Here is a 24871-nt window from a genome sequence, read left to right on the forward strand (position 1 = left end):
CCCCCCTGCGCCCGGCCCCCCCCCGGGGGGGGGCGCCGCCCCCCCCCCCCGGCCGGGGGGCGGGGGGGGGGGGGGGGGCCGCCCCCCGCGGGGGGGGGGCCCCCCCCCCCCCCCCCGCCCCTGGTGCGCTATTCCTCGGGGAAGTGGCAGGCGACCTGCCGGGTGGGGGTGTCGTGGGTGAGCACCGGCGCCTCGGTCCGGCAGATGGCCTGCGCCTTGGGGCAGCGCGGGTGGAAGGTGCAGCCGGGCGGGGGGCTGGCGGGGCTGGGCGGGTCGCCGAGCAGGACGATGCGTTCGCGGGTGCGCTCGGCGACGGGGTCGGGCAGCGGGACGGCGGAGAGCAGCGCCTTGGTGTAGGGGTGGGCGGGTCTCTCGTACACGTCCGCCTTGTCGCCGAGTTCGACGATCCGGCCGAGGTACATGACGGCGACCCGGTGGCTGAGGTGTTTGACCACGGCGAGGTCGTGCGCGATGAAGACGTAGGCGACGCCGAGTTCGGACTGGAGGCGTTCCAGCAGGCCGACGATCTGTGCCTGGATGGAGACGTCGAGGGCGGAGACCGGTTCGTCCGCGACGACGAGCTCCGGGCGGGTGGCGAGGGCCCGGGCGATGCCGATGCGCTGGGCCTGGCCGCCGGAGAACTGGTGGGGGTAGCGCTCCAGGTGTTCGGGTGCGAGTCCGACCAGCCGGATCAGGTCCCGGACTTCCTCGCGGATCGTCGCGGCGGACGCGCCCTGGGCCCGCAGCGGAGCCGCGATGATCTGCTGGACGGTCTTTCGCGGGTTGAGCGAGGCGAACGGGTCCTGGAAGATCATCTGGAACTTGCTGCGCAGCGGCCGCAGTTGGCGTTGCGGGGCGCGGGTGATGTCCTGTCCGCGGTAGCTGACCTGCCCGGCCGTCGGATCGAGCAGACGGACCAGCATCCGTCCGGTGGTGGATTTGCCGCAGCCGGATTCGCCGACCAGGCCGAGGGTTTCGCCGGGGCGGACGTCGAAGCTGACGCCGTCCACGGCGCGGACGCCGGGGAGGCGGCGCAGGACGCCGCGTGCGCCGGGGAAGGTCATGCCGAGGTTCCGGACGCTCAGCAGGGCGTCGGGGGCGGCTGGTTCGGCGCGGGCGGCGAGGTGGGCGGTCTCGGTGGTCATGCGGTCACCTCATCGAGGACGCAGGCGCTGCGGTGGCCGTCGGCGACAGCGCGCAGCGGCGGCCGGTCGCCGGTGCAGCGGGCGTCGGGCGCGGCGGCGTAGACGGGGCAGCGGGGGTGGAAGGCGCAGCCGGCGGGCGGGGCGAGCAGCGAGGGCGGGGCGCCGGGGATGGAGCGCAGGTCGGCACCGTCCTCGGCGTCGAGGCGGGGCAGGGAGTCGAGCAGCCCGCGCGTGTACGGGTGCCGGGGCGTGGTGAACAGCGTTTCGACGGGGGCCTGTTCGACGGCGGAGCCGCCGTACATGACGAGGACGTCGTCGGCGGCGCGGGCGATCACGCCGAGGTCGTGGGTGATCAGGACGAGGCCGAGGCCGCGTTCCCGCTGGAGGCGGGTGAGCAGGTCGAGGACCTGGGCCTGGACGGTGACGTCGAGGGCGGTGGTGGGTTCGTCCGCGATGATCAGGTCGGGTTCGCAGGACAGCGCGAGGGCGATCATGGCGCGTTGGCGCATGCCGCCGGAGAACTGGTGCGGGTGTTCGCGGGCCCGGCGGGCGGGTTCGGGGATGCCGACGTCGCCGAGCACGTCGACGGCGTGGGCGTGGGCGGCCCTGCGGGTGCCGCCGAAGTGCTGGCGGTAGGCCTCGGCGATCTGGTCGCCGACGGTGAAGTAGGGGTGCAGAGCGGTGAGGGCGTCCTGGAACACCATCGCCATCTTCCGGCCGCGCAGGGCGCGGAGTTGTTCGTCGGGGGTGCCGATCAGTTCGACGCCGTCGAGTTTCGCGGAGCCGGTGACGGTGGCCCCGCGGTGCAGTCCCATGACGGCGAGGGAGGTGACGGACTTTCCGGAGCCGGATTCGCCGACGATGCCGAGGGTGCGTCCGCGTTCGACGGTGAAGTCGATGCCTTTGACGGCGCGGACGGTGCCTTCCGGGGTGGGGAATTCGACGGTCAGGTCGCGTACGTCGAGCAGCGGGTGGGGGGTCATGACATCCTCGCCCTCGGGTCGATCCAGGCGTAGACGAGGTCCACGACCAGGTTGGAGGTGACGATGAAGAAGGAGGCGAGCAGCGTCACGCCCATGATCACCGGCTGGTCGGACTTGTTGAGGGAGTCGGCGAAGAGTTTGCCGATGCCGGGGAGGCCGAACAGCGATTCGGTGATCAGGGCGCCGGCCAGCAGTCCGCCGAGGTCCATGCCGAGCATGGTGGCGACGGGGGTGAGGGCGGGGCGCAGACCGTGTTTGCCGACCACTCGGCGTTCCGGCATGCCCTTGGCGCGGGCGGTGCGGACGTACGGTTCGGCCATCGTCTCGATGACGGAGTTGCGGGTCATCCGGGCGTAGATGGCCGCGTTCAGCAGGGCGAGGGTGATCCACGGGAGGATCAGGTTGGTGACCCACTGGCCGGGGTTCTCACCGAAGGCGATGTACCGGGGGTACGGGAGGATGCCCGCCACGGTGACGACCGCGTAGAGCAGGATCATCACGGTGAAGTAGACCGGCAGGGCGGCGATGCCGATGGTGCCGACCATCAGGGTGCGGTCGATCCAGGTGCCGCGGCGCAGGGCGGAGATCACGCCGGCGCCGACGCCGAGGATCAGCCAGAGCGCGGCCGCACCGACCGCGAGCGAGACGCTGGTGGGGAGCCTGTCCATCATCAACGCCCAGACGGGCTGGGCGGATTGGAAGGAGTAGCCGAAGCAGGGGAAGCCGCACTGCACGGCGTAGGGGCCGGTGCCGAGGGTCTGCCCGGTGAAGATGCCGGTGACGTAGTGCCAGAACTGGACGATCAGGGGGTCGGCCAGTCCGAGTTGCTGCCGGACGAGTTCGATGCGCTCGGTGGAGCAGTCCTTGCCGCAGAACTGGGCGGCGGGGTCGCTGGGGAGCAGGTAGAAGACGGCGAAGGTGAGCGCGCAGACGATCAACAGGGTGGCCGCCATCGCGGCGAGCCGGCGGAACACGTATCCGATCATGCCCGGCTGCCCTTCGGGTCGAGGGCGTCCCGCAGGGCGTCGCCGACCAGGGTGAAGGCCAGGACCACCAGGAACAGGCAGGCGCTGGGCAGGATGAAGAACATCGGGTCGACCTTGTAGTAGAGCACCGCGTCGGAGATCATCTGGCCCCACGAGGGCGTGGGCGGGCGGATGCCGACGCCGAGGAAGCTGAGCGCGGCCTCGGTGCCGATCAGGCCGGGGACGGCGAGGGTGACGTAGACGATGATCGTGCCGGTGAGGTTGGGCAGGATCTCGCCGAACAGGATGCGGGCGCTGCTCGTGCCGCTGGCCCGGGCGGCCTCGACGTATTCGCGGTGCTTGAGCGAGAGGGTCTGGCCGCGGACCACGCGGGCGATGTACGGCCAGGAGAACAGCGACATGACGCCGACCAGCAGCAGGACGCGGTTGACGTCCCGGGCGACGGAGAGCAGCGCGATCATGAAGATCAGGCTGGGGAAGGACATCATGACGTCCATGAACCGGCTGATCAGGGCGTCGACGCGGCCGCCGAAGTAGCCGGCGGTGATGCCGAGGACGGTGCCGATCAGGGTGATCAGGACGGCGGCGCTGAAGGCGACCAGCAGGCTGATCTGGGCGCCGTAGAGCAGCCGGGCGAAGATGTCGCGGCCGAGCAGCGGTTCGACGCCCAGCCAGTGCTGGGGGCTGATGCCGCCGAGGGCGCCGCGGGGCAGGCCGCCGAGGTAGGGGTCGACGGCCTTCTTGTCGACGGTGTCGGGGCGGGTGCCGCTGATCGCGGTGAGCAGCGGGGCGAGCAGCGCGGCGAGCACGAAGAAGGCGATGATGCCGGCGCCGACGAGGGCGGTCTTCTGCTGGCGCAGGCGGTGCAGGGCGAGCTTCCAGGGGGAGGCGGGGGTCTCGGCGGTGTCCGAGGCCCCCGCTCCCCCGGCCGGCGCCGGGGCGAGCGGGGTCGTCGTCATGGTGGTGGACTCCCGCTCTAGTTCACGGACTTGAGGCCGATGACGGCGTAGTCGAGCTGGCCTGCCCAGACCGGGTGGGCGTACGCGCCGGCGATGTTGGAGCCGACCAGGACGGGCTTCTTCTGCCAGATCAGCGGGACGGCGGGCGAGGCGTCCATGATCTTGGCGTCCAGGGCGAGCCAGGCCGCGTTGGCCTTCTGCAGGTCGTCCAGGCCGGCGATCCGGTCGAGTTCGGCGTTGACGGCCGGGTCGTTGAACCGGGTCATGTTGCCGTTGTTGCCCTTGTCCTTGATGGCCCGGCCGTCGAAGATCATCGGCAGGAAGGTGGCGGCGGACGGGTAGTCGGGGCACCAGCCGAGGCTGGTGAGTCCGGGCTGCTTCTCCTTGTCGCCGACGATCGAGTTGACGGCGGTGGGGTCGACGGTGGTGATGGTGACGTTCACGCCCGCGCGCTTGAGTGCGGCCTGGATCGCCTCGGCCTGCGGCTTGCCGCCGGTGGAGGTGACGAAGTCGGTGGAGAAGCCGTTCGGGAAGCCCGCCTCGGCGAGCAGCTGCTTGGCCTTGTCCGGGTCGCCGCCCGGCTTGATCCCGAAGTGGTCGACGGGGGTGCCGCCGGTGATCACGGGGGGCAGGTAGGTGGTGGCGATGTCGTTGAACGCGGGGCCGCCCGTGGCGGCGGCGAAGGACTCCTTGTCCACCGCGTACTGCATGGCCAGGCGGACCTTGGCGTTGTCGAACGGCGCCTTGGTGGTGTTCATGTCCAGCTTGGTGGTGCAGCCCGCGTTCTCGCTGATCAGGCGCTTCTTCACCTCGGGATTGGTGAGCACCTCGGAGATCTTCGAGGGCAGCAGGTCGACGTAGGAGACGGCGTTCTTGTCGTCGCCCTGGTCGGCGATCAGCCGGTCGGCGATGCCGCTGCCCTTGAGGGTCTGCTCGACCACGATCTTGTCGGGGTACGCCTTGCGGACCGGGTCGGTGGCCTGGTCCCAGTGGGTGTTGCGGACCAGCACCATGCGCTTGCCGCGGTCGTAGCTCTCGATCTTGTACGGGCCGGAGGAGACCGGGTGGTTGGAGTAGTTGGCGCCGGTCTCCTTGGCCTTGGGGACGGGCGCGAAGGTGGGCAGGGTGACGGTGTAGCCGAACTCGGCGACGGGGCGCTTGAGGTGGAAGACGATGGTCTTGGCGTCGGGGACCTCGATGGCCTCGTTGCCGAGCCGCTCGCCGCCCAGCGGGCCCTTGTAGCCGGCCGGGGCGTTCAGGTAGCGCACCGCGTAGTCGGGGCCGCCGGGCAGTTCCGGCGAGTACGACCGCTCGACGTTGTACTTGATGTCGTCGGCGGTGATCGGGGTGCCGTCCTCGTACTGGAGGTTGTCCTTCAGGTGGAAGGTCCAGGTCTTCGCGCCGTCGCTGGGGGTGCCGAGGTCGGTGGCCAGGTCGGGTTCGACCTTCAGGCCCTCGGCGCCGGGGGCGGCCCTGAAGGTGGTCAGGGTGCGGTAGAGCATGCGCACGCCGACGTCCATCACCGGCATGGTCCAGTTGCGGGCGGGGTCGAGCTGGTCGAAGTCCTGGTTCGACAGGATCGTCAGGGTGCCGCCCTTGACCGGGGTGCCGCCGACGATGCCGTTGCCCTCGGTGGTCACGCCGTGCTGCCCGCTGCCGTCGTCACCGCCGTTGCTGCTGCTGCCGCACGCACTGAGGGCGAGGGTGAGGGATGCCGCGATGGCCGCCGCGAGGGCGGCGTGGGTACGCCTGTTCATGTGTATCTCCGGAACTGGGGGTCGCTCAACGGGGATCGGGAATCACCGAGGAACCGGTGCCGCCGGGGATCAGTGCCGCCGGGGTCTGGCCCGCCCTGAGGTGTGACCTGTAACATAGTAATGTGAAATTGCACTGCGCAATGAGGCGCCCGGACCGTTACCGAGCCGTGTCATTGCCCGCCGCTCAGCAGTGCAATTTCCTTATCCCTCACCCCAGTTGTCCAGGTATCGACCCCGCTCGGAGGAACCCCCTTCCATGGCCGACCAGCCCGCACTGAACACCGGCAGCCACGACCTCCCTGTCTCCCCCGCCCTGGCGGAGTACATGTCCGACCGGTGGGCCGCCACGCCGCTGCCCGCCGAGCTGCGCGTCCCCGGCCACGCGTACACCCCGGGCCGCCGGGCCCGGATCGCCGCCGCCTTCCCCGGCGAGCGACTGCTCGTCCCCGCCGGGCAGTTGAAGGTCCGCAGCAACGACTGCGACTACCGCTTCCGCCCGAACAGCGCCTACGCCCACCTCACCGGCCTGACCGGCGAGGAGCAGGTCGGCCACGTCCTGGTGATCGAACCCGACGGCGAGGCCGTGCTGTACCTGCGGCCCCGCTCCGACCGGGCCGACGGCTCCGGCGCGTTCTTCCGCGACCGCCGCTACGGCGAGTTCTGGGTCGGCCGGCGCGCCGACCTCACCGAGGCCGCCAACCTCACCGGCCTGCGCACCGCCCACCTCGACGACCTGCCGAAGCTGTTCACCGGCTCCACCCCCACCCGCATCCTGGCCGGCGTCGACCCCGCCCTCGACGCCGCGCTCGGCCGCCCGTCCGCCGACCACGCCGGGCGCGACGGCCAACTCGCCGCCGCTCTCTCCGAGTTGCGCCTGATCAAGGACCCGTGGGAGGTCGAGCAGCTCCAGCTCTCCGTCGACCACACCGCCGCCGGCTTCGCCGACGTGGTCCGCGCCCTGCCCGCCGCCCTGCGCCACCACCGCGGCGAACGCGTCCTCGAGGGCGCGTTCAACGCCCGCGCCCGCGCCGAGGGCAACGGCACCGGCTACGAGACCATCGTCGCCTCCGGCGCGCACGCCTGCGTCCTGCACTGGATCCGCAACGACGGCCCGCTCGACCCCACCCAACTCCTGCTGCTCGACGCCGGCGTGGAGTCCGACACCCTCTACACCGCCGACATCACCCGCACCCTCCCGCTGTCCGGCACCTTCTCCTCCGCCCAGCGCGACGCCTACGAACTCGTCCTCGCCGCCCAGAACGCCGGCATCGCCGCGCTGCGCCCCGGCGCGTCCTTCCGCGACTTCCACCGCGCCGCGATGCGCGTCATCGCCGAGGGCCTCTCCGACTGGGGCGTCCTGCCCGTCCCCGCCGAGCAGGCGCTGCGCGAGGACTCCGGCCTGTACCGCCGCTACACCCTCTGCGCCAGCGGCCACATGCTCGGCCTGGACGTCCACGACTGCGCGAAGGCCCGCGCCGAGACGTACCTGGACGGCGTCCTGGAGGAGGGCATGGTCCTCACCGTCGAACCCGGCCTCTACCTCCAGCCCGACGACCTCACCCTGCCGCCCGCCCTGCGCGGCATCGGCATCCGCATCGAGGACGACCTGGTCATCACCGCCGACGGCGCCCAGCTGATGTCCGGCGCCCTGCCGCGCACGGTGGACGGCATCGAGTCCTGGATGGGCGAGTTGCTGGCCTGATCAGCGGAGGGCCGGACGGCCCCGGGTGCCGGGGCCCGGCGCCCCCGACCGATCGTCGCGAGGTCGAGGCCCCCGGCCCGGCACCCGGTGATCCGACGGTCGCGGGTGTCGGCCCGGCTCCGGCGATCGGTCGGGGGCGTCGGGCCCTGACGGACGGAGCTCACCGGCCCGGGTGATCCGACAATCGCTGGGTGCGTAGGCTCGGCTCCCGTGACCGATCGCCGCACCCACATCGCCCGAATCCTGGCCGGACTCCCCGACCTGACGGACGTCACCGGCGTCTCGGCGATGGCCGAGGAACGGCTCGCACAGGGCGACGCCGCCTTCCTCGCCGACCTCGGCCTCGTCCTCGCCGCGAGCCTCGATTCCCCCGGGGCAACGTGGCAGTACCGGAGCGTCTTCGACCGCCTGGTCCGGCTGCTGGCCGTCACGCCGGGCGCCGAGAACGTCCGCCAGGCGCTCCGCCTGCTCGCCGCCGCACCGCGCAACGGCCGGAACGGCGACCGCCTGGCGGCCTCGCTGCTGGCGTCCGGCCACCGGCCGGCCGACCTCGCGGCGGCGTTCGCCGGGCCCGCTTCGGACGAGCTGCGGGCCTGCCTGGTCCACGAGTTGGTCCTGCGCGGCGTCGACCTCTCCTCGATCCCCCGGATCTCCGCCTGGGCGACCGCCCCGCACTTCACCCACCACCCGCTGGGCGCGCTGCCCCTGACCCGCTCCCCGCTGGAAGCCTTCGCCGCCCTGCCCGGCTACAGCGCGCAGGGCGGCTGCCACGCCCTGCCCTACGGGTCCCTGGACAGTGAGCAGTTGACGACCCGCCGCACCGCCGCCGCGCTCCCGCCCGCCACCGAGACCACCACCCCGGAGCTGACCGCAGCCCTCGGCCGGGCCGTCGCGAACTGGGCCGAGGAGTCCAACGGCCGCATCGAGGCCCGGGTGTTCGAGTTCGCCACCCCACTGCCCGTCGAGTCCGTCCCCGCCGCACTCCTCACCCTCGGCCTCGACTGCCTCACCGACACCAAACCCTCCGCCCTCTCCGTCAGCACCTGCCCGCCGGCCGACGCCTGGCGCGTCCTGTTCGCTGCAGCCTCCACCGGCGGCGCCTACAACTCCGGCGCCCACGGCGCCTACGGCCGCCTCGCCGCCTGGCAGTCCGCGGCCGCCCTGGCCGACACCACCCTCCCCACCGCCGAGGCCCGCGCCACCGCCTGCCACTGGTTCGGCTTCGACGCCCCCACCCCCTGGTTCCACGACATCGCCTGGGACTTCGGCCTCGCCACCCTCACCCCCGACGGCCGCCGCCTCGCCGTCCTCGCCGCCACCGACACCGACTGACACCCACCCTCACGGCGCGTACCGCAGCACCACCACGTCCCCCACCGTCTCGGCCCCCAGCAACCTCATCCGGTGCGTGCTGCCACCCGGAAACTCGGCCGGATACACAAAACGCGGCGCACCCGCCTCACCGACCAGCAACGGCGCCACCGCCAGCTGGATCTCGTCGGCGAGGCCCAGCGACAAGAACTGCGTGTGAACCCGACCGCCGCCCTCCACCATCAGCCGCCGCACCCCACGAGCCGCCAGATCCTCGAGCATCGCCCCGAAATCGACGGCGCCGCCGGTGCTCACCACATCGGCCAGCCCGTCCAGGCTGTCGCCCAGCTTCAACGCACCGGCATCCGTGGTGTAGACGACCTTCTCGCCCCCGAAGTGCCAGAACTTGAGCCCCCGATCGAGCCCACCCCCCGCCGTCACCGTCACCTTCAACGGATACTCCGGCTTCCCCGCCGCCACCCGCGCAGCCCGCCGCGCCTCACTGTTGACCAACAACCGCGGATTGTCCGACCGCAGCGTGTTCCCCCCGACCAGAATCGCATCCGACTCCGCCCGCACCTGATCCACCCGATCGAAGTCCGCCGCGTTCGACAGCAACAACCGCTCCGCCGAGGTGTCGTCGATGTACCCGTCGATCGAAGTCGCAACGCTCAACAGCACGTAGGGCCGCTCGGCCATGGTGGCTCCGTTCTCCGCGGATGGACCCCGACGGTCCTCGGGCATGATCACACGCCGTCGCACACGGCGCCGAAATCCCCCGCACCGGACGGAACGATCACGACACACTACGACCATGACCGACTCCACCACCGCCGCCATCGGCGAACACATCCGCGAGGGCAACGCCGACGTCACATGACCACCGCCGCCCGCCCCACCCCCACCCCGCGCGCCGCCTCCCCGCACCGCCCTCCCGGGCACTCGCATCCCAACGGCATCGTCACGCCGAGCGGCAGCAGCCGAACTCCCCCGCCCCTACCCCGCGCACAGCGCGTCCCCCCACAGCCCGCGCGTCACCGCCGCCGCACTCGCATACACCGTCCCCGCCCAAAGACGCGTCCCCGCAGCATCGTCACGCCGGGCGGCAGCAGCCGAACTCCCCCGCCCCTACCCCGCGCGCAGCGCGTCCCCCCACAGCCCGCGCGTCACCTCCCCCGCACCACCCTCCCGCGCACTCCCATGCGCCGTCCCCGCCCGAAGACGCGTCCCCGCAGCATCGTCACGCCGAGCGGCAGCAACCCCAAACACCCCTGCCCCTACCCCACGCGCAGCGCGTCCCCCCACAACCCGCGCGTCACCTCCCCCGCACCACCCTCCCGCGCACTCGCATGCGCCGTCCCCGCCCAAAGATGCATCCCCGCAGCGTCGTCACGCCGGGCGGCGGCAGCCCTGAGCGGTTGGGTCAGGTAGTGCACCTCCGGGTACGCCGCCGGCGCGTACGCGTCGTAGCGGGTGATGAACGCGTTGCGGAGCGCCCTCGCGGGGCGCCCGGTGAAGGCGCGGGTGACGGTGGTGTCGGGGAGTTCGACGAGCGCCCGCCGGTGTGTGGCCGTGGCGCCGGATTCGTCGGTGCGCAGGTACGCGGTGCCGAGTTGGGCGGCGCTCGCACCGGCCCGCAGCGCGGCAGCGATCGCCGCGCCGTCACCGAGGCCGCCGGCAGCAATGAGCGGCAGCGACGTCACTTCCCGCACAGCACCCAGGAGTTGAAGCAGCGGAACAGTACCGGGAACGTCCTCCGCACGATGGGTGCCACGGTGCCCGCCCGCCTCCGGCCCCTGAACGACCAGCGCGTCGAGACCGAGCGCGGCGGCGGCACGCGCCTCCTCGGGGCTGGTGACGGTGCCGAGTTGGCGAATCCCGGCGGCCCGCAACGCGTCGGCCTCGTCGCGGCGGGGGAGGCCGAAGGTGTACGAGACGTACGCGACGGGCTCGCGCAGCAGCGCCTCGAGTTTGGCGTCCCAGCCGTCCCGGTCGGCGGGAATCTCGGTGGGCAGTTCGACGCCCCACTGTTCGGCTTCCGGCCGCAGCCGCTCGCGGTAGGCGGCGACCGGCCCGGGGTCGGAGGGCGGCGCGGGGACGAACAGGTTGACGCCGAACGGGCGTTCCGTCAGCTCACGGGTGCGGCGGATCTGTTCGATCGTCCCGTCGACCGTCCGGTACCCGGCGGCGAGGAAGCCGAGGCCGCCGGCGCCGTTGACGGCCGCGACCAGTTCGGGGGTGCTCGGCCCGCCGGCCATGGGGGCCGCGATCAGCGGCACCTCCCAGTCGAACGCCATGCCGTTCCCTCGCCTCCGTACGCACCGACCGCGGTCGCTCCCCACCCTACGTCCGCGGTGGATCGCGCCGGCGGCCATTCAGCGGGGGGTCAGCCGGTGCTTCAGGGCCGGTAGTCGCAGTTCCGCACCTCGGTCGTCACGGTGTGCCGTCCAGCAGTTCTGCTTTCATCAGCCGCCGCATACCCATCGGCCGTGGCGGCCGGGCCGGCGCGGTCGAGACCCGGGCCACCGGCCTCGGCCCCGTCGACGACTTCGACTTCACCGGCCGGGGCGACCAGATCCTCGCCGCCCTCGCCCAAGGCCCCAGCCAAGTCGTCCTGGTCAACCCCGACGGCACCCGCTCCACCGTCCTCACCGCGGCGGACGGCCTCCAGAACCCGACCTCCATCGGCGTCCGCGGCCGCACCGCCTACATCGCCAACGCCGCGTACTCCACCGGCACCGACCCCAACCTGACCGTCGCCCGCCTCGAGCCCGGGCCGACCCGCCGCTGAACCAGGAGCCCGTGGCCGTTGCTCATCGGTTGCCGGAGCAAGGGCCACTCCGGAATACTCCCCGGATGCTGTTGACCTGGATCGCCGAGGTGGCGGACGAACCGCTGGTGCTGGAGCCGGCCGACCGCCGGGTGGAGTGGGAGACCAACACCTGGTGGCTGAGCACGGACGACGAGGACCGGCGATCGCTGTCCGTGCCGGAGGTGGTCGCCGCCTTCGAGCGGACCGCTTCCCGTATCCGAGAGCGCATCCGCGAACTCGACTTCGCCGGGGTGGCGACCTTCTACGTGTGGCATGACGAGCAGGCCGGGCAGCTCCGGTGCTCCACCGGGTCGGTGCCCGCCGAGCAGTTGCCCTTCGGCGGCGCGTTTCGGCCGGTCGGCGACCTCCGGCCGGTCGTCGAAGGGTATCTGCGCGACGACACTCCGGGCCTGACTCCCTGGACGGACCTCGAAGTCGTCGACGACGACTCAGGGCCCGGCCCGGAGTTCCCGCCCTTCCCGGTGTGGGTGCGCAGCGTCGGCGCGGCCTGTCTGCACGGCCGGACGGACGTCGACGGATAGCGTGACGGGCGTCACATTCGCGGGGCTGTCACATTCGGGGAAGCAGCGGGGTCAGTCCTTGCAGAAGCACACACGACAAGGAGCCCGACCGTGGACGCACGTCTGAACTACTTCGGCAACCCGCTCGCCGGGAAGATCATCAAGCACATCAACTCGGCCGGCGCCGCCATCGGCGGCTCCTCGCTGCCGGCGGCGACCCAGGAGTTGGTGAAGATCCGCGCCAGCCAGATCAACGGCTGCGGCTTCTGCACCGACATGCACACCAAGGACGCCACGCACGCCGGCGAGACCCAGCAGCGCCTGAACCTGGTCGCCGCCTGGCGGGAGGCGACCTGCTTCACCGACGCCGAGCGCGCCGCGCTCGAACTCACCGAGCAGGGCACCCGGATCGCGGACGCGGCGGGCGGGGTCAGCGACGAGGCCTGGGCGGAGGCCGCCAAGCACTACGACGAGGAGCAGCTGATCGCCCTGGTCGGTCTGATCGCGCTGATCAACACCTACAACCGGGTCAACGTGATCATCCGCCAGCCCGCGGGCGACTACGTCCCGGGCCAGTACGCCTGACGCACCGCCACTCCCCGCCGTGACGCTCCCCGCCGTGACGCTCCCGGGCGTCACGGCAGGGGCGTCCGCGCAGCCATCGCGGCGGCAGCAACCCGCACCTCCGCCTCCCACGCGACGAACACCTCGGGCGGCCAATGCCCGACGCAACACGAGCAGTAGTCGGACAGCAGCCCGAGCAGCGCCTCCTCGTCCTCCTGGCTCGCGCCGAACGACTCCCGGTACATCACCGCCTCGGCGAACTCCCCCGGCGCCAGGCTGCCCTCCCCCACCCGGCCGGCGAGCTCGCGCAGCCACCACCGCTCACCGTCCGCACAGCTGGGGAACGGCACCCCGAGCTCGTCCAACGCCTCCCGCAGCAACGGCTCCAACTCGGACGCCGCCTCCCGCCGCCCCCGCCCGGCCAGGTCGTACAGCGCCGGCGACTCGTATCCGTCGGCCACCAACTCGGCGGCGGCCATCGGAAGTTCACCGGCAGCCAACTCACCCGCCCGATACCGCAGGGCGACCGCCCGCACCCGACTCACCACGCCTCCGCCACGAGCGCGGCCGCGGCGGCCATCGGAAGTTCACCGGCAGCCAACACACTCGCCCCATACCGCAGGGCGACCACCCGCACCCGACTCACCGCTCCTCCGCCACGAGCGCGGCCGCGGCGACCCGCACCTTCGTCTCCCACGCGGCAAGCAACTCCGGCTCCCCGACGGCGATCAGGTCCTCGACACACCACTGACAGCAGCCCTCCCGCACCGCGAGGGAGAACCGCAGCTCCGGCCCCTCCTCCGCGTTGTCGATGTCCAACCCGGTGACTTCCCCCACCAGGTCGGGGAGCGACACGATCTCGCCGGAGACCAGCCGGGCGGCAGCGTCCCGCAGCGCCCACCGCTCGGCCTCCGCCAACTCGAGGCGCTCCACGCCCAGTTCGTCGAGTACCTGGTACCACAGCTGCACCAGCTCGGCACTCCGCTCACCCCCGCTCCACCCGGCCAGCTCCCGCAGCGCCGGCGAGTCGCGGCCCTCGGCCAGCAACTCCGCAGCGGCCATCGGAAGGTGCTCGGGCCAGAGCCGCCCGGCCACCTGACGCATCGCCATCACCCGCAAAGACTCCATGACCCGCACCATGCCAGCCCTGCCACCCTCCTGACCAGCGATTTCCCGGCGCGGAACCGGCCGGTCAGCCGTGGCTGGTTTCGATCACACAGAAGCGGTTCCCCTCGGTGTCGGCGAGGACCACGAAGTCCGGATCCTCGGGGTAACCGTCCCACTCGACGCGCTGCGCCCCGAGGCCCACCAGCCGCTCGATCTCGGCGGCCTGCTCCGCCGCATCCCCGGCGTACAGGTCGAGATGAACGCGCGGACGCTCCTGCACCGGCGTCTCGCTGCACCCGAGCGCGATCTGCACCCCACCGCCCCCACCGCCCCCACCGCCCCCACCGCCCGGCACCAGCACCACCCGGCCGTCCTGCGCATCCTCCCGCGGCACGTACCCGAGCGCCTCCCCCCAGAACGCCGCCGCCCGCGCCACGTCCGAAGCGCCCAGCACCACCGACCCGACCGTCACCATGCCGCCCGATTCTCGCCCACCCGCCCCCCGTCACCTCACCGCCCCCGCGCCCGCACAGCACCACCGCAATGACAGCATCGTCCGATGAGCACCCTCATCACCTTCTTCACGGCCCCGGACGACACGTCAGCCGCCGCCCTCCCGACCGGCCCGGGGCGGGCGTTCGAGTCGGTGTCGTTCGGTGGATTCGACCCCGAGGAGGCCGCGGTCGAGTGGGAGCACCTGCTGACCGGCGCCGACCCCGAGGAACTCCTGGACGTCGACGAGCCCCGGACCGTCGCCGACCAGAACGACGACGACAGCGGATGCCTGGTCTTCGCACTCTCGCCCCGCCTGTCCACCGCTCTCGCCACCGCCGAACCCGCCACCCTGCGCAGCGCCGCCACCGCCTGGACCCACCTGCGCGCGGAGGACGGCGAGCACATCGGCGCGGACATCGCGAGCGCGATCATGGACGACCTCGCCGCCCTCGCCACCAGCGCCCGAAACGAGAACCACGCCATCTACTGCTGGGTCGCGTAACGGCCGAGCGCCGGCTCGCCGTCTTCAAGCGAATCAGCGCCGCCGGTACCGCCCCGCCATCGCGTCGAACACCTGCTTGCGTTCCCAGCGTCCGTCGCCGTCCAGCGTGCGCACCACCCCGTACGAACCGAGGTCGCGCAGGCCGGGTTTGTCGTAGGAGGCGAAGGTGTACCAGAACGCGGCGCCGACGCCCTCCTCCTCGAAGACGTCGAGCAGGTCGCCGAAGCAGCGGACCTGTTCGGTCTCGTCGGGGACGGCACCGGGCGGTACCTGCCAGGCCATGCCGCCGAGGTCGGTGGCGCCCCGGTAGGCGCAGGTGCCGAACTCGGTGACGGCGACGGGTTTGCCGTGGGCGCGGGCGGCGCGGAGCTGTTCGCGGTAGTCGGCGGCGTTCTGCGCGGAGCGGTAGGCGTCGAGGCCGACCAGGTCGAACGGGGTCCAGTCGACGGGCTCCCACGGTCCGGACGCGTAGCCGACGGGGCCGGCGAACTCCCGGCGGACGGCGCTCGCGGTCTCGGCGAGGAAGGCGTTGAGCCGTTCCGGGACGGGGCCGAGCGAGAGCCACCAGTCCAGGTCGGCGGTGGTCATGGCGTGCAGCCGGTCGAGGTGGGTGGCGCCGGGCAGGAACCCTTCGGCGAACACGCTGAGTTCGCAGCCCGCGACGAACACCACCCGGGCGCCGGTGCGGCGCAGCGTCTCGGCGCGCCGGGCGCAGTCCGCGAAGTACGGCAGCAGCGCGGCGGGCGGCAGGTCGGCGGGGAACGGCGAGTACCACACCTCGAGTCCGGCGTCGGCGGCCAACTGCGCGGCCAGGTCGAGGCGTTCGGGGTCGCTACCGGTGATCCGGACGGCGTCGCAGTGCAGTTCGTCGGCGATCGCGGTGAGGTCGTGGCGGACCTGGGCGGGGTCGAAGTGGCGGCGGGTGAGGCGTTCGCCGGTGAAGGTGCCGGTGTCGTAGGTGATGCCGAGGGTGCGCACGGTCAGTGCTCCGCCGTCCGGTCGAGGCCGTGTTCCAGCAGGTCGAAGGCGAGTTCGAGGTCTTCGGCGAGGGTCTGTCCGGCCTGGTCGGCGGGGGTTCCGGCGACCAGGCGGGCGAAGTGGCGTTCCTGCAGGACGGCGAGCGAGGCGGCGATCTGGGCGGCCATCAGCGCGCCTGCCGTCTCGCCGTGTTCTTCGGCGAGGACGTCGGCGAGTGCCTGTCGCTGCCGGTAGCGCAGGCTGTCGGCGGCGGCCCGCAGGGTGGGGCTGGCCTGGATCACCCGGACCCGGGTGAGCAGCGCGGGCAGGTCGGCGACGGGTCCGGCGGCCAGGGTGCGGTGGTGGGCGCGCAGGGCGTCGAGGGCGTTCTGCCCGTCGGGGCGGCCGGCGACGATCGTGGCCAGGTCGTCGCCGGCGACGCCACCGAGGACCAGTGACTCCTTGGTGGGGAAGTAGGCGAACAAGGTCGCCCTCGCCACCTCGGCGGCGAGGGCGATCTCGCCCATCGTGACGTCCTCGAAGCCGCGTTCGGCGAACAGGCGCAGGGCTTGTTCGGCGATCCGGCGTCCGGTCCGTTCCTTCTTGAGTTCCCGCAGTCCGACCATCCGCTCAGCATATCCAGACCGAGTGCAAAATCATACCCAGTCCGAAAATAAGGGCTCAGCGATCCACGGGCCTGATCAGCCCCGCCGCCAGACCCGCCGCGACCGCCGAGGTGCGGGAGTCGACGCCGAGCTTCTCGTACACGTGCACCAGGTGGGTCTTCACGGTGGCTTCGCTGATGAACAGCCGCTTGGAGATCTGCCGGTTGGGCAGCCCCTCGGCGAGCAGCTGGAGGATCTCGGCCTCGCGCGGTGACAGCGTGGGGCGCCCGGCCCGGACCCGGCCCAGCAGGCGGGCGGCGACGGGCGGGGCGAGGACGGTCTCGCCGCGGGCGGTGGCGTGGATGGCGGCGGCGAGGTCCTCGGGCGGGGCGTCCTTGAGCAGGTAGCCGGTGGCGCCGGCCTCGACGGCGGCGAGGATGTCGGCGTCGGTGGAGTAGGTGGTGAGGACCAGGACGGCGGGCGGGTCGGGCAGCGCGGTGATCCGCCGGGTGGCTTCGACGCCGTGCATGCCGGTGCCCATCTGGAGGTCCATCAGCACGACGTGCGGGCGCTGCTCGGCCGGGAGCGCGGCGAGCAGGCCGAGCGCGGCGGCCCCGTCGGCGGCCTCGCCGACGGCGGTGACGTCGGGCAGGTCGTCGACCATCGCGCGCAGGCCGCGCCGCACCACGGGGTGGTCGTCCACCACCAGCACCCGGATCATCGCCGCACCCCCGCGAGCCGCACCCCTGCCGGCCGCACCCCTGCCGGCCGCACCCCTGCCGGCTGCACCTTTGCCGGTCCCACGCGCAGCGCAGTGCCGGTGGGCGGCGACGGACGGGAACGGCCCGGCGGCGCCTCGACAGTCCCGGCCGGCGGGTCGATCGCGCGCAGCGGCAGGGTCGCGGCGACGGCGGTGCCCTCGCCGGGCGTGGATTCGACGGTGAGGGTGCCGCCGAGCGCGGCGATGCGTTCGTGCATGCCGTGCAGCCCGAAGGAGCCGGGGGCGGGTGCGGTGGCGGGGTCGAAGCCGGTGCCGTCGTCGTAGACGTCGAGGGTGACGGTGTCGTCGAGGTAGCCGAGGGTGACGGCGATGTGCTGGGCGGCGGCGTGCCGGACGGCGTTGGCGAGGGCTTCCTGGGTGAGGCGCAGCAGGGCGACTTCGGCTTCGACGGGCAGGGGGTAGGGCTCGCCGTCGAGGTGGAAGGCGGCGTCGGCGCCGTCGGCGAGGCGGCGCAGCGCGTCGGCGAGGGTGGTGTCGTCGAGTGCGGGCGGGGTGAGGGCGTGGACGAAGCGGCGGGCCTCGGCGAGGTTCGCGGAGGCGGTCTGTTCGATTTCGCGGAGCAGCGCGGCGGCGTCCGGCGGGGAGTCCGGCAGTGCGGCGGCGCTCTCCCGGGCCAGCAGCACGATGCCGGACAGGCCCTGGGCGAGGGTGTCGTGGATCTCCCGGGCCAGGCGCTGGCGTTCGGCGAGGCGGCCGGCTTCGCGCTGGCTGGCGGCGAGTTCGCCACGGGTGCGGACCAGGTCGTCGATGAGTTGCTGGCGGGCCCTGCTCTCGCGGTAGAGGGCGGCGTAGCCGTAGGCGGTGAGCAGGGCGACGACGACGCCGGCGAGCGGGCCGAGCACCTTGGCGGTGGTGAGCCCGCCGGGGGTGGTGGCCTGTGCGGCGATCACGGCGCCGGTCAGGGTGGCGACGGCGGGCAGTGCCCAGCGCAGTGGCAGGACGTGCAGGCAGACGAAGTACAGCGGGAACGCGAGGTAGCTGAACTCGGGGTGGTGCAGGGTGAGTTCGATCCACAGCAGGGAAACCACGAGCAGCCACACGGCACCGAGGGCGCGCGACTCACGGATCTGCCGCATCAGACCACCGGCGGCGTAGGCGGCGGCGAGTGCCCCGGCGCAGGCCCAGCCGGCCGGGCCGAGTTCGCCGGCGGCTGCGGCGCGGATCAGCAGTACGGCGAGCAGCGCGAAGAACAGGCCGTGCACGGCGAGGTTGGCCAGCCGCAGCGCGGGCGTCGGGCCGACGGGTGAGCGGTGCGGCTCGGTGCGCGGCTCGGTGCGCGGCGAGGACGGTGATGGTTCGGTTCGGGGCACGCTGTCCGAGGGTACGGGGCGTCGGCGGCCGGTCGGCGCGGCACGGCATCAACCTTTCGATGGATTTTCGGGTGCACCGCTCGGACGGTGCGTACTCCGCCCATCTCGCCGATGGCAGGGCGGGCGAAAAACGCGAAGGTGGAGTGGTCTCGTCCAGTGTCCTTCGGAAGGTTTCCCGTGTTCGTCGCATTGCGTGACATCCGTTTCGCCAAGGGGCGGTTCGCCCTGATGGGTGCGGTGGTCACTCTGATCACGACCCTGGTGGTGTTCCTCTACGGCCTTACCGGCGGCCTCTCCTCGGCGGCGTCCTCGACGATCGCCGAACTGCCCGTGGACGGCGTGGTGTTCGGCGCGCCGGCCGGCGCGGAGCCGGAGGTGTCATTCGCCTCCAGCACGGTGACGGCCGACCAGCAGGCGAAGGTCGCCGCGGCCCCGGGCACCCGGGACGCGCACCCGCTGGGCGTGGCGATGACGCGGCTGACGGCCCCCGACGGCGCGGCCTCGGTGAGCGTGCTGGGCACCGATGCGGCGCTGCTGCCGCCGGTGTCGTCCGGTGCGGCGCCCAAGGACGGCGAGGTCGCCGTCGGCTCCGACGTCGCGAAGCAGTACCACCTGTCCCCCGGCAGCCAGGTCACCCTGGGCGCGGAGAGGCTGACGGTCAGCGCGGTCACCGCGGAGCGTTCGCTGTCGCACGCGCCGAGCGTGTGGACCACCCCGACGACGTGGCAGCAGGTCTCCGGCCAGAAGCAGCCGACCGCGATCGCGGTGGACGGCACCCCGAAGGACCTGCCCGCCGACCTGAAGGCGGTCTCCCGGAGCGACGCACTCGCGGGCATCAACGGGTACTCGGCGGAGCGGGGCAGCCTGCTGATGATCCAGGGCTTCCTGTTCGCGGTCAGCGCCCTGGTGATCGGCGCGTTCTTCACGGTGTGGACGGTGCAGCGCCGCCCCGACATCGCGGTGCTCAAGGCCGTCGGCGCCTCCAGCGGCTACCTGGTGCGCGACGCCCTCGCCCAGGCCGCGGCCGTACTGGTGGCGGGTTCGCTGCTCGGCGGGGCGATCGGCGCGATCGGCGGGGCGATCGCCTCGGCGGCGGTGCCGTTCGACGTGGGCGTGCTCACGGTGGCGGTGCCGGTCGGCGCGATGGTGGTGCTCGGCCTGCTGGGCGCGGCCCTCGCAGTGCGCCGGATCACCGCCGTGGACCCGCTCGCCGCGCTGGGCGCCAACCGATGACCGTCGTACCTCTCTTCCCGAAGGACCTCGCCATGACCACCACCGCCGTCCGCACCGGCCTCGCGCTGAGCGGCGTCACCCTCACCTACCCGGACGGCGAGAGCCGGCTGACGGCCCTGAACAACGTCGAGCTGTCCGTCGCCCCGGGCGAGTTCGCGGCCATCGTGGGCCCGTCGGGCTGCGGCAAGTCCAGCCTGCTGGCAGTCGCCGCGACGCTCCAGCGCCCCGACACGGGGCAGGTGCTGATCGATGGCGTGGACGCGGGCGCGCTCAGCGACAAGGAACGCACGTCGCTGCGCCGCGAGCGCCTGGGCATCGTCTTCCAGCAGTCGAACCTGCTGGCCTCGCTGACCGCCGTGGAGCAGCTCCTGGTCCTCGAATCCGTCCGCGGCCGCCGCCCGGCCGCGGCCCGGCAGCGCGCCGAGGACCTGCTGGAGTCGGTGGGCCTGGCGGGCCCGAAGCAACAGCGCCGCCCGCACCAGCTGTCCGGCGGCGAGCGCCAGCGGGTGAACATCGCCCGTGCCCTGTTCGGCGACCCCTCCGTTCTCCTGGTCGACGAGCCCACCTCCGCCCTCGACCACGAACGCGGCGCCCAGGTCGTCGACCTCCTCGCCGAGGTCACCCGCACCCACAACACGGCCACCGTCATGGTCACCCACGACCGCGACCTGCTGAGCCGCACCGACCGGGTCCTGGAGATGCAGGACGGCCGCCTGACGACCCGCTAGGCCTGGCGGCGACGCCGGGCCGGCGGTGGCATGGGCATGGGCATAGCCCTGCGAGCATTGGACTGCCCGCAGGGCTATGCCGCCGCCCACCGCACGCCCAGCAGCTCGTCCAGCGCCCGCTCCCCCACCGCCGTCACCCGCACCGCCCGGCTGTCGGGCCGCCGCTCCACCCAGCCCGCCGTCAGCGCGTGCCCGCACAGCGCGGCGCCGACGGCGCCGGCCAGGTGCGGGCGGCGTTCGGTGTAGTCCAGGCAGGCACGGACGGCGGCACGGCGGCCGGGGGCGACGGAGATGCCCGCCCCGGCGAGCCAGTCGGTACCGGCCTGGGTGAGGGCGAGGCCGTGGCGGTCGTCCAGCAGGCCGCGGGCGGTCATCGCGTCGGTGACGGCGACGCCGAGCGCCCCGGCCAGGTGGTCGTAGCAGGTGCGGGCGCGGGCGAGTTCGCCGCCCTGCCGAGCGGCTCGCAGCGAGGTCGCGGCGGGTGGCGGCCCGCCGGTGAACTGGGCGAGCGCTTCGACGAGTTCGGCGGCGGTGGGCCCGGCGAGCCGCAGGTAGCGGTGGCGGCCCTGGCGTTCCTCGGCGAGCAGCCCGGCGGCGACCAGCCGGTTGAGGTGGCCGGTGGCGGTGGGGGCGGCCACCTTCGCGTGCCGGGCGAGTTCGCCGGCCGTCCAGGCCCGCCCGTCCAGCAGGGCGAGGCAGATCGCGGCCCTGGTCGGGTCGGCGAGCAGGGCCGCCGTGTCGGCGAGCCGGCGGGCGCTGAGCTGGGTGTCCACCCGTCCATGGTGCCGCGCGGACACTTCGGCGCAGGCCGAAGTGTGCCCGGCCTACGGTCGGCGCCATGCACAAAACCCCGCCACACCGCACTTCCCCGACGCACCGCACCTCCCCGACAGATCGCGCTTCCCTGACGCACCGCGTGGTCGAGCCGCACATCCTGTACTTCGGCACGCCGGTGGTGCTGCTGAGCACGCTCGACGCCGACGGCGCGGTCAACCTGGCGCCGATCTCGTCCGCCTGGGCGCTGGACCGCACGGTGGTCCTGGGCCTCGGCCCGGACGGCCAGACCTCCCGTAACCTCGCCGCCCGCCCCGAACTGGTGGTCAACGTCCCCGGCCCGGGGCTGTGGCGGCAGGTGGAGCTGCTCGGCGGCACCACCGGCCGGGCGGACGCGGCGCACTTCGTCCGCGACAAGTTCGCCCACGCCGGCCTGACGGCGCAGCCCGCGGAGCTGGTGGCGCCGCCCCGGGTCGCCGAGTGCCCGCTTCAGCTGGAGGCCCAGGTGGCGGACCTGCGGGCGGACGCCACCGGGGAGTTCCTGGTCGCGGAGGTGCAGGTGCTGCGGGTGCACGCGGCCGAGTCGATCACCGTGCCGGGCACCGACTACGTGGAGCCGGCCGCGTGGAGTCCGCTGGTGTACAACTTCCGGCACTACTTCGGTCTGGGCGCGGAACTCGGCCACTCCTCGCACAGCCGCACGCCCCGCGCCTGACAGACGGGCCGTCGGTCAGCAGCGGGGCAGGCGCAGCACACTCTCGGCCTCGGCGCGGAACTCGGCCACTCCTCGCACAGCCGCACGCGCAGCCGCACGCCCCGCGCCTGACAGGCGATCAGCCGCACGCCCCCCGCCTGACGCCGATCAGCCGCGGCCCTGCTCGCCCGCCGCCCACAGGTGCCGGATGTGGCCGAGGTGCCGGGTCATGCACTCCTCGGCGGCCTTGGCGTCGCCGGTGAGCAGCACGTCGAGCAGTTCGAGGTGCTCCTCGGCGGAGGAGACCAGCTCGCCGCGCTGGTCGAGCCGGTTGAGGCCGTACAGGCGCGAGCGCTTGCGCAGGTCGCCGACGGTCTCCACCAGGCGGGCGTTGCCGGCGAGGGACAGCAGGTCGAGGTGGAACTTGCGGTCGGCCTCCAGGTAACCGATCAGGTCGTGCTTGCGGGCGGCGGCGACGATCGCCTCGGCCTGCGGGCGCAGCGCCTCCAGCTGCTCGGCGGTGGCGGCGCGGGCGACCCGGCCGACCGTCGGGACCTCGATCAGGGCGCGGATCTCGGTGAACTCGTCGAGGTCGCGCTCGCTGAGTTCGGTGACCCGGAAGCCCTTGTTGCGGACGGCCTCGACCAGGCCTTCGCGGGCCAGGTCGAGCATCGCTTCCCGGACGGGGGTGGCGGAGACCCCGAAGTCGGCGGCCAGCGCGGGCGCCGAGTAGACGACGCCGGGGCGCAGTTCGCCGGAGATCAGGGCGGCGCGCAGGGCGTGGGCGACCTGGTCGCGCAGCCGCTCCTGGACGGAGATGAGGTTGCGGGGCTTCAGGTCGGACATGGCGGTTCCTCCGGTGTCAGCAGAACCCCATTGTACAATGTCACGTTGCTCAGAGTGAACGCCTCGGTCCGCTTTCGCCGGGCGGGCCCGTGAGCTCGTACTGGGCCGCCGCCACCGCCAGATCCTGCCAGGCCATGCCGACGCTCTTGAAGAACCTCGGCCGATCATGACGGACAACCGCCGTCCCGGTCACCAGTTCCGACAGATTGATCAGCCTTTCCTCCGCCGCCCCGGCCATCAGCAGGTCCCCCGCCTCCCGCCGGGCCACCGCGCGCGCCTCCACGAACAGGTCGGCGCGACCCACCAGTTGGGCATCCACCTCACGGGCGTCCGGCTCGTGCGAACCCACCGCCGCGACCACCGCCCCGTCGGGCACCAGCCGCCCGTCGAACAGCGGAGTACGCGCCGTGGTGCAGCACACCACCAGGTCCGCCTTCGCCACCGCCTCCGGGCCACCGACCGCCGCACTCAGCCCCAACTCGGCTGCATACCGCGCCAGTTGATCCGCCGGACCAGGCCGCCGCGCCACCACCGTCACCCGCTCCAGCGGCAGCACCGCCCGCAACGCCGCCACATGCCCGAACGCCTGCGGGCCCGCACCGAACACCACCAGGTGCGCGACGTCCGGCCCGGCCAGCTCACGCATCGCCAGCGCCGTGACGGCCGGCGTGCGCAGCGCGGTGAGCGCCGCACCGTCCAGCAGGGCCACCGGCCGCAGCGTCGGCCCGTCCAGCAGCAGATAGCTGCCGGTGATCCGGGGCAACCCGGCCGCCGGGTTCGCGGGCGCCACCCCCGCGATCTTCACCCCCGCGAACGCGCCGGTCGCGGCGGGCATCAGCAGCAACTCCCCGGCCGGCACCGGCACCGCCGACCGCTGCGGGCACCGCTCGACGTCCAGCCCGTCCAGCAGCATGCCCTCCAACGCCTCGACGGCCGCCCGATGATCGAGCGTCAACTCCAACTGGTCGATCACAGCAGGCTCGGTCACAGCAGTCTCGGTCACAGCAAGAACCCCGCTCCGAGCATGTCGTCACTGTCCAGCACGAACCGGTGCTCACCGGTCCGGTGCGCGGCACCCGTCACCTCGGTGACCGCGCCCTCCAGCCCGTACGCGCGAACCCGGCCGGTGAACACCGTGCCGATGATCGACTCGTGCCGCAACGTCTGCCCCGACCGCAGCGCCCCCTCGTCCGCGAGCAGCGCCAGCCGCGCGGACGTACCGGAGCCGCACGGCGAACGGTCGATCTGCCCGTCCGCGAACACCGTGACGTTGCGCTGATTCGGCCCCGAGGGCGCGTCGGCCAGCTCGTCGTACAGGATGACGCCGTAGACGCCGTCCCGGTCCTCCGCGAGCGCCGGATGCCCCTCCAGCGCGGCCCTGATCTCCCGCCCCGCGGCGGTCAGCGCGGGCAACCGCTCGGGAACGACGGACAGCCCGAGCGCGGCGGCCGGCAGCGAGGCGTACACCGCCCCGGAGTGCGCCAGATCGACCGCCACCGACCCACCGGAGACAGCCAGTTCGACCTTCCGCGCCAACACCCGGGTCGGCACATTGCGGAACGTCACAGCAGTCGTCCGCCCAGCACGCCGGTGCACGGTCGCACTCACCCGCCCGGACGGCACATCGATCCGCACCAGCGCCGTCCCGTCGTCCGGCGCCGCCACCCGTCCGGTGTCCACCGCCCACGCACCGAGCGCCATCGTCCCGTGCCCGCACGCCGTCGAGTACCCGTCCTTGTGCCAGAACAGCACTCCGAAGTGCGCCTCGTCGTCATCGGCCGGAACCACGAACCCGCCGTACATCCCCGCGTGCCCGCGCGGCTCCCGCGTCAACAAGCGCCGCACATCGTCCAACGCCCCCCGCCGCGGCGAAGTCGCGGTCCCACCCGCCCCAATGGCAATCGCCCGCCGCTCGGCGACGCTGTCGCCGGGCACGGGCGGGAGACCACCGGTGACGATCCGGAACGGCTCACCGGCGGTGTGATAGTCGGTGGTGGTGATGTTCATCAGTACTCCACGACAAGACGCACGCTGACAACGGACAAAAACAACAAACGACCAACCCGGCCCCGAGACGCCAACCCCACGCCACGCGAAGC

Annotated in this window: 27 protein-coding genes; 9 read left to right on the top strand and 18 right to left on the bottom strand. The window is 72.9% G+C overall.

From position 1 onward, the window contains the following. Nucleotides 1-128: 128 nt before the first annotated feature. From ACGFWJ_RS00900 to ACGFWJ_RS00920, 5 genes are read right to left on the bottom strand one after another with little or no spacing between them, the layout of a single operon-like run. A complete protein-coding gene (locus ACGFWJ_RS00900) occupies nucleotides 129-1145 on the bottom strand; it encodes an ABC transporter ATP-binding protein (RefSeq protein ID WP_392943915.1) in 1017 nt (338 codons plus the stop codon). After that, nucleotides 1142-2128, bottom strand: coding sequence for an ABC transporter ATP-binding protein (locus tag ACGFWJ_RS00905; protein WP_392943917.1), 987 nt, complete (start codon nucleotides 2126-2128; stop codon nucleotides 1142-1144). The genes ACGFWJ_RS00900 and ACGFWJ_RS00905 overlap by 4 nt, the downstream gene beginning before the upstream one ends. Next, entirely contained in the window at nucleotides 2125-3114 is a 990-nt protein-coding gene (locus ACGFWJ_RS00910; protein ID WP_392943919.1) for an ABC transporter permease, read from the bottom strand. Before ACGFWJ_RS00910 ends, ACGFWJ_RS00905 begins: the two co-directional genes overlap by 4 nt. After that, nucleotides 3111-4073: an ABC transporter permease gene (locus ACGFWJ_RS00915; RefSeq protein WP_392943921.1), complete on the bottom strand. Its 963-nt coding sequence runs from the start codon at nucleotides 4071-4073 to the stop codon at nucleotides 3111-3113. Before ACGFWJ_RS00915 ends, ACGFWJ_RS00910 begins: the two co-directional genes overlap by 4 nt. A 17-nt stretch (nucleotides 4074-4090) precedes the next feature. After that, on the bottom strand, nucleotides 4091-5830 hold the full coding sequence (locus ACGFWJ_RS00920; RefSeq protein WP_392943923.1) for an ABC transporter substrate-binding protein: 1740 nt from the start codon (nucleotides 5828-5830) through the stop codon (nucleotides 4091-4093). A gap of 256 nt (nucleotides 5831-6086) precedes the next feature. Here ACGFWJ_RS00920 and ACGFWJ_RS00925 point away from each other — a divergent pair, with 256 nt between their 5' ends. Continuing rightward, entirely contained in the window at nucleotides 6087-7532 is a 1446-nt protein-coding gene (locus ACGFWJ_RS00925; RefSeq protein WP_392943925.1) for an aminopeptidase P family protein, read from the top strand. Nucleotides 7533-7742: 210 nt separating this feature from the next. Then, nucleotides 7743-8864 carry a DUF6183 family protein gene (locus ACGFWJ_RS00930; RefSeq protein ID WP_392943927.1) on the top strand — a complete coding sequence of 374 codons (1122 nt, stop codon included), beginning with the start codon at nucleotides 7743-7745 and terminating at the stop codon, nucleotides 8862-8864. Nucleotides 8865-8873: 9 nt separating this feature from the next. Here the strand turns inward: ACGFWJ_RS00930 and ACGFWJ_RS00935 are convergent, their stop codons facing one another. After that, entirely contained in the window at nucleotides 8874-9542 is a 669-nt protein-coding gene (locus ACGFWJ_RS00935) for a RibD family protein (protein ID WP_392943929.1), read from the bottom strand. 578 nt (nucleotides 9543-10120) lie between these two features. Beyond that, nucleotides 10121-11140, bottom strand: a complete 1020-nt coding sequence (locus ACGFWJ_RS00940) for a nitronate monooxygenase (protein ID WP_392943931.1) — start codon at nucleotides 11138-11140, stop codon at nucleotides 10121-10123. Nucleotides 11141-11283: 143 nt separating this feature from the next. Between ACGFWJ_RS00940 and ACGFWJ_RS00945 the strand changes: the two genes are divergently transcribed. The 3 genes from ACGFWJ_RS00945 (at nucleotide 11284) to ACGFWJ_RS00955 (ending at nucleotide 12761) form a co-directional block, all read left to right on the top strand. After that, nucleotides 11284-11634, top strand: a complete 351-nt coding sequence (locus ACGFWJ_RS00945) for a hypothetical protein (RefSeq protein ID WP_392943933.1) — start codon at nucleotides 11284-11286, stop codon at nucleotides 11632-11634. Nucleotides 11635-11699: 65 nt separating this feature from the next. Further along, nucleotides 11700-12197, top strand: a complete 498-nt coding sequence (locus tag ACGFWJ_RS00950) for a hypothetical protein (protein ID WP_392943935.1) — start codon at nucleotides 11700-11702, stop codon at nucleotides 12195-12197. A gap of 90 nt (nucleotides 12198-12287) precedes the next feature. Beyond that, complete coding sequence (locus tag ACGFWJ_RS00955) at nucleotides 12288-12761, top strand: carboxymuconolactone decarboxylase family protein (protein WP_392943937.1); 474 nt, start codon at nucleotides 12288-12290, stop codon at nucleotides 12759-12761. A 50-nt stretch (nucleotides 12762-12811) separates the two neighbouring features. Here the strand turns inward: ACGFWJ_RS00955 and ACGFWJ_RS00960 are convergent, their stop codons facing one another. The 3 genes from ACGFWJ_RS00960 to ACGFWJ_RS00970 all read right to left on the bottom strand — a co-directional run bounded on the left by ACGFWJ_RS00960 (nucleotide 12812) and on the right by ACGFWJ_RS00970 (nucleotide 14322). Then, nucleotides 12812-13285, bottom strand: a complete 474-nt coding sequence (locus ACGFWJ_RS00960; protein ID WP_392943939.1) for a hypothetical protein — start codon at nucleotides 13283-13285, stop codon at nucleotides 12812-12814. 97 nt (nucleotides 13286-13382) lie between these two features. Further along, on the bottom strand, nucleotides 13383-13868 hold the full coding sequence (locus tag ACGFWJ_RS00965) for a hypothetical protein (protein WP_392943941.1): 486 nt from the start codon (nucleotides 13866-13868) through the stop codon (nucleotides 13383-13385). 64 nt (nucleotides 13869-13932) lie between these two features. Continuing rightward, nucleotides 13933-14322 (bottom strand): VOC family protein, encoded by a 390-nt coding sequence (locus ACGFWJ_RS00970; protein WP_392943943.1) that lies wholly within the window; start codon nucleotides 14320-14322, stop codon nucleotides 13933-13935. An 84-nt stretch (nucleotides 14323-14406) separates the two neighbouring features. Between ACGFWJ_RS00970 and ACGFWJ_RS00975 the strand changes: the two genes are divergently transcribed. Continuing rightward, nucleotides 14407-14844 (top strand): hypothetical protein, encoded by a 438-nt coding sequence (locus ACGFWJ_RS00975; RefSeq protein ID WP_392943945.1) that lies wholly within the window; start codon nucleotides 14407-14409, stop codon nucleotides 14842-14844. A gap of 33 nt (nucleotides 14845-14877) precedes the next feature. Here the strand turns inward: ACGFWJ_RS00975 and ACGFWJ_RS00980 are convergent, their stop codons facing one another. From ACGFWJ_RS00980 to ACGFWJ_RS00995, 4 genes are read right to left on the bottom strand one after another with little or no spacing between them, the layout of a single operon-like run. Further along, nucleotides 14878-15822 (bottom strand): hypothetical protein, encoded by a 945-nt coding sequence (locus ACGFWJ_RS00980; protein WP_392943947.1) that lies wholly within the window; start codon nucleotides 15820-15822, stop codon nucleotides 14878-14880. A gap of 2 nt (nucleotides 15823-15824) precedes the next feature. Further along, nucleotides 15825-16427 (bottom strand): TetR family transcriptional regulator, encoded by a 603-nt coding sequence (locus ACGFWJ_RS00985; RefSeq protein ID WP_392943949.1) that lies wholly within the window; start codon nucleotides 16425-16427, stop codon nucleotides 15825-15827. Nucleotides 16428-16482: 55 nt separating this feature from the next. After that, entirely contained in the window at nucleotides 16483-17127 is a 645-nt protein-coding gene (locus ACGFWJ_RS00990; protein WP_392943951.1) for a response regulator, read from the bottom strand. Continuing rightward, entirely contained in the window at nucleotides 17124-18497 is a 1374-nt protein-coding gene (locus ACGFWJ_RS00995) for a sensor histidine kinase (protein WP_392943953.1), read from the bottom strand. The genes ACGFWJ_RS00990 and ACGFWJ_RS00995 overlap by 4 nt, the downstream gene beginning before the upstream one ends. Before the next feature lie 177 nt (nucleotides 18498-18674). On the opposite strand from ACGFWJ_RS00995, the gene ACGFWJ_RS01000 reads away from it, so the two are divergent. Both ACGFWJ_RS01000 and ACGFWJ_RS01005 read left to right on the top strand, forming a co-directional pair. Further along, nucleotides 18675-19730 carry an ABC transporter permease gene (locus tag ACGFWJ_RS01000; protein ID WP_392943955.1) on the top strand — a complete coding sequence of 352 codons (1056 nt, stop codon included), beginning with the start codon at nucleotides 18675-18677 and terminating at the stop codon, nucleotides 19728-19730. A gap of 32 nt (nucleotides 19731-19762) precedes the next feature. Next, a complete protein-coding gene (locus tag ACGFWJ_RS01005; RefSeq protein WP_380485878.1) occupies nucleotides 19763-20458 on the top strand; it encodes an ABC transporter ATP-binding protein in 696 nt (231 codons plus the stop codon). A 74-nt stretch (nucleotides 20459-20532) separates the two neighbouring features. Here ACGFWJ_RS01005 and ACGFWJ_RS01010 read toward each other — a convergent pair whose 3' ends face one another. Beyond that, on the bottom strand, nucleotides 20533-21231 hold the full coding sequence (locus ACGFWJ_RS01010; RefSeq protein WP_392943957.1) for an ArsR/SmtB family transcription factor: 699 nt from the start codon (nucleotides 21229-21231) through the stop codon (nucleotides 20533-20535). Between the two features lie 65 nt (nucleotides 21232-21296). Here ACGFWJ_RS01010 and ACGFWJ_RS01015 point away from each other — a divergent pair, with 65 nt between their 5' ends. Further along, complete coding sequence (locus ACGFWJ_RS01015) at nucleotides 21297-21947, top strand: flavin reductase family protein (RefSeq protein ID WP_392943959.1); 651 nt, start codon at nucleotides 21297-21299, stop codon at nucleotides 21945-21947. Between the two features lie 147 nt (nucleotides 21948-22094). On the opposite strand, the gene ACGFWJ_RS01020 is transcribed toward ACGFWJ_RS01015, so the two are convergent. From ACGFWJ_RS01020 to ACGFWJ_RS01030, 3 genes are read right to left on the bottom strand one after another with little or no spacing between them, the layout of a single operon-like run. Continuing rightward, the gene (locus ACGFWJ_RS01020) at nucleotides 22095-22772 is read right to left on the bottom strand and encodes a GntR family transcriptional regulator (RefSeq protein WP_387633982.1); all 678 of its coding nucleotides are present in this window, start codon (nucleotides 22770-22772) and stop codon (nucleotides 22095-22097) included. A 49-nt stretch (nucleotides 22773-22821) separates the two neighbouring features. Next, entirely contained in the window at nucleotides 22822-23775 is a 954-nt protein-coding gene (locus ACGFWJ_RS01025) for an ornithine cyclodeaminase family protein (protein WP_392943961.1), read from the bottom strand. Then, a complete protein-coding gene (locus ACGFWJ_RS01030; RefSeq protein ID WP_392943963.1) occupies nucleotides 23772-24779 on the bottom strand; it encodes a proline racemase family protein in 1008 nt (335 codons plus the stop codon). The genes ACGFWJ_RS01025 and ACGFWJ_RS01030 overlap by 4 nt, the downstream gene beginning before the upstream one ends. Nucleotides 24780-24871: the final 92 nt, after the last annotated feature.

It is taken from the genome of Kitasatospora sp. NPDC048407 (assembly GCF_043200475.1).
Lineage (GTDB): Bacteria > Actinomycetota > Actinomycetes > Streptomycetales > Streptomycetaceae > Kitasatospora.

Coding starts and splice junctions, on each gene's coding strand:
- ACGFWJ_RS00900 (WP_392943915.1), bottom strand. CDS start 1,145: ATGACCACCGAGACCGCCCACCTCGCCGCCCGCGCCGAACCAGCCGCC.
- ACGFWJ_RS00905 (WP_392943917.1), bottom strand. CDS start 2,128: ATGACCCCCCACCCGCTGCTCGACGTACGCGACCTGACCGTCGAATTC.
- ACGFWJ_RS00910 (WP_392943919.1), bottom strand. CDS start 3,114: ATGATCGGATACGTGTTCCGCCGGCTCGCCGCGATGGCGGCCACCCTG.
- ACGFWJ_RS00915 (WP_392943921.1), bottom strand. CDS start 4,073: ATGACGACGACCCCGCTCGCCCCGGCGCCGGCCGGGGGAGCGGGGGCC.
- ACGFWJ_RS00920 (WP_392943923.1), bottom strand. CDS start 5,830: ATGAACAGGCGTACCCACGCCGCCCTCGCGGCGGCCATCGCGGCATCC.
- ACGFWJ_RS00925 (WP_392943925.1), top strand. CDS start 6,087: ATGGCCGACCAGCCCGCACTGAACACCGGCAGCCACGACCTCCCTGTC.
- ACGFWJ_RS00935 (WP_392943929.1), bottom strand. CDS start 9,542: ATGGCCGAGCGGCCCTACGTGCTGTTGAGCGTTGCGACTTCGATCGAC.
- ACGFWJ_RS00940 (WP_392943931.1), bottom strand. CDS start 11,140: ATGGCGTTCGACTGGGAGGTGCCGCTGATCGCGGCCCCCATGGCCGGC.
- ACGFWJ_RS00950 (WP_392943935.1), top strand. CDS start 11,700: ATGCTGTTGACCTGGATCGCCGAGGTGGCGGACGAACCGCTGGTGCTG.
- ACGFWJ_RS00965 (WP_392943941.1), bottom strand. CDS start 13,868: ATGGAGTCTTTGCGGGTGATGGCGATGCGTCAGGTGGCCGGGCGGCTC.
- ACGFWJ_RS00970 (WP_392943943.1), bottom strand. CDS start 14,322: ATGGTGACGGTCGGGTCGGTGGTGCTGGGCGCTTCGGACGTGGCGCGG.
- ACGFWJ_RS00975 (WP_392943945.1), top strand. CDS start 14,407: ATGAGCACCCTCATCACCTTCTTCACGGCCCCGGACGACACGTCAGCC.
- ACGFWJ_RS00985 (WP_392943949.1), bottom strand. CDS start 16,427: ATGGTCGGACTGCGGGAACTCAAGAAGGAACGGACCGGACGCCGGATC.
- ACGFWJ_RS00990 (WP_392943951.1), bottom strand. CDS start 17,127: ATGATCCGGGTGCTGGTGGTGGACGACCACCCCGTGGTGCGGCGCGGC.
- ACGFWJ_RS01005 (WP_380485878.1), top strand. CDS start 19,763: ATGACCACCACCGCCGTCCGCACCGGCCTCGCGCTGAGCGGCGTCACC.
- ACGFWJ_RS01015 (WP_392943959.1), top strand. CDS start 21,297: ATGCACAAAACCCCGCCACACCGCACTTCCCCGACGCACCGCACCTCC.
- ACGFWJ_RS01020 (WP_387633982.1), bottom strand. CDS start 22,772: ATGTCCGACCTGAAGCCCCGCAACCTCATCTCCGTCCAGGAGCGGCTG.
- ACGFWJ_RS01030 (WP_392943963.1), bottom strand. CDS start 24,779: ATGAACATCACCACCACCGACTATCACACCGCCGGTGAGCCGTTCCGG.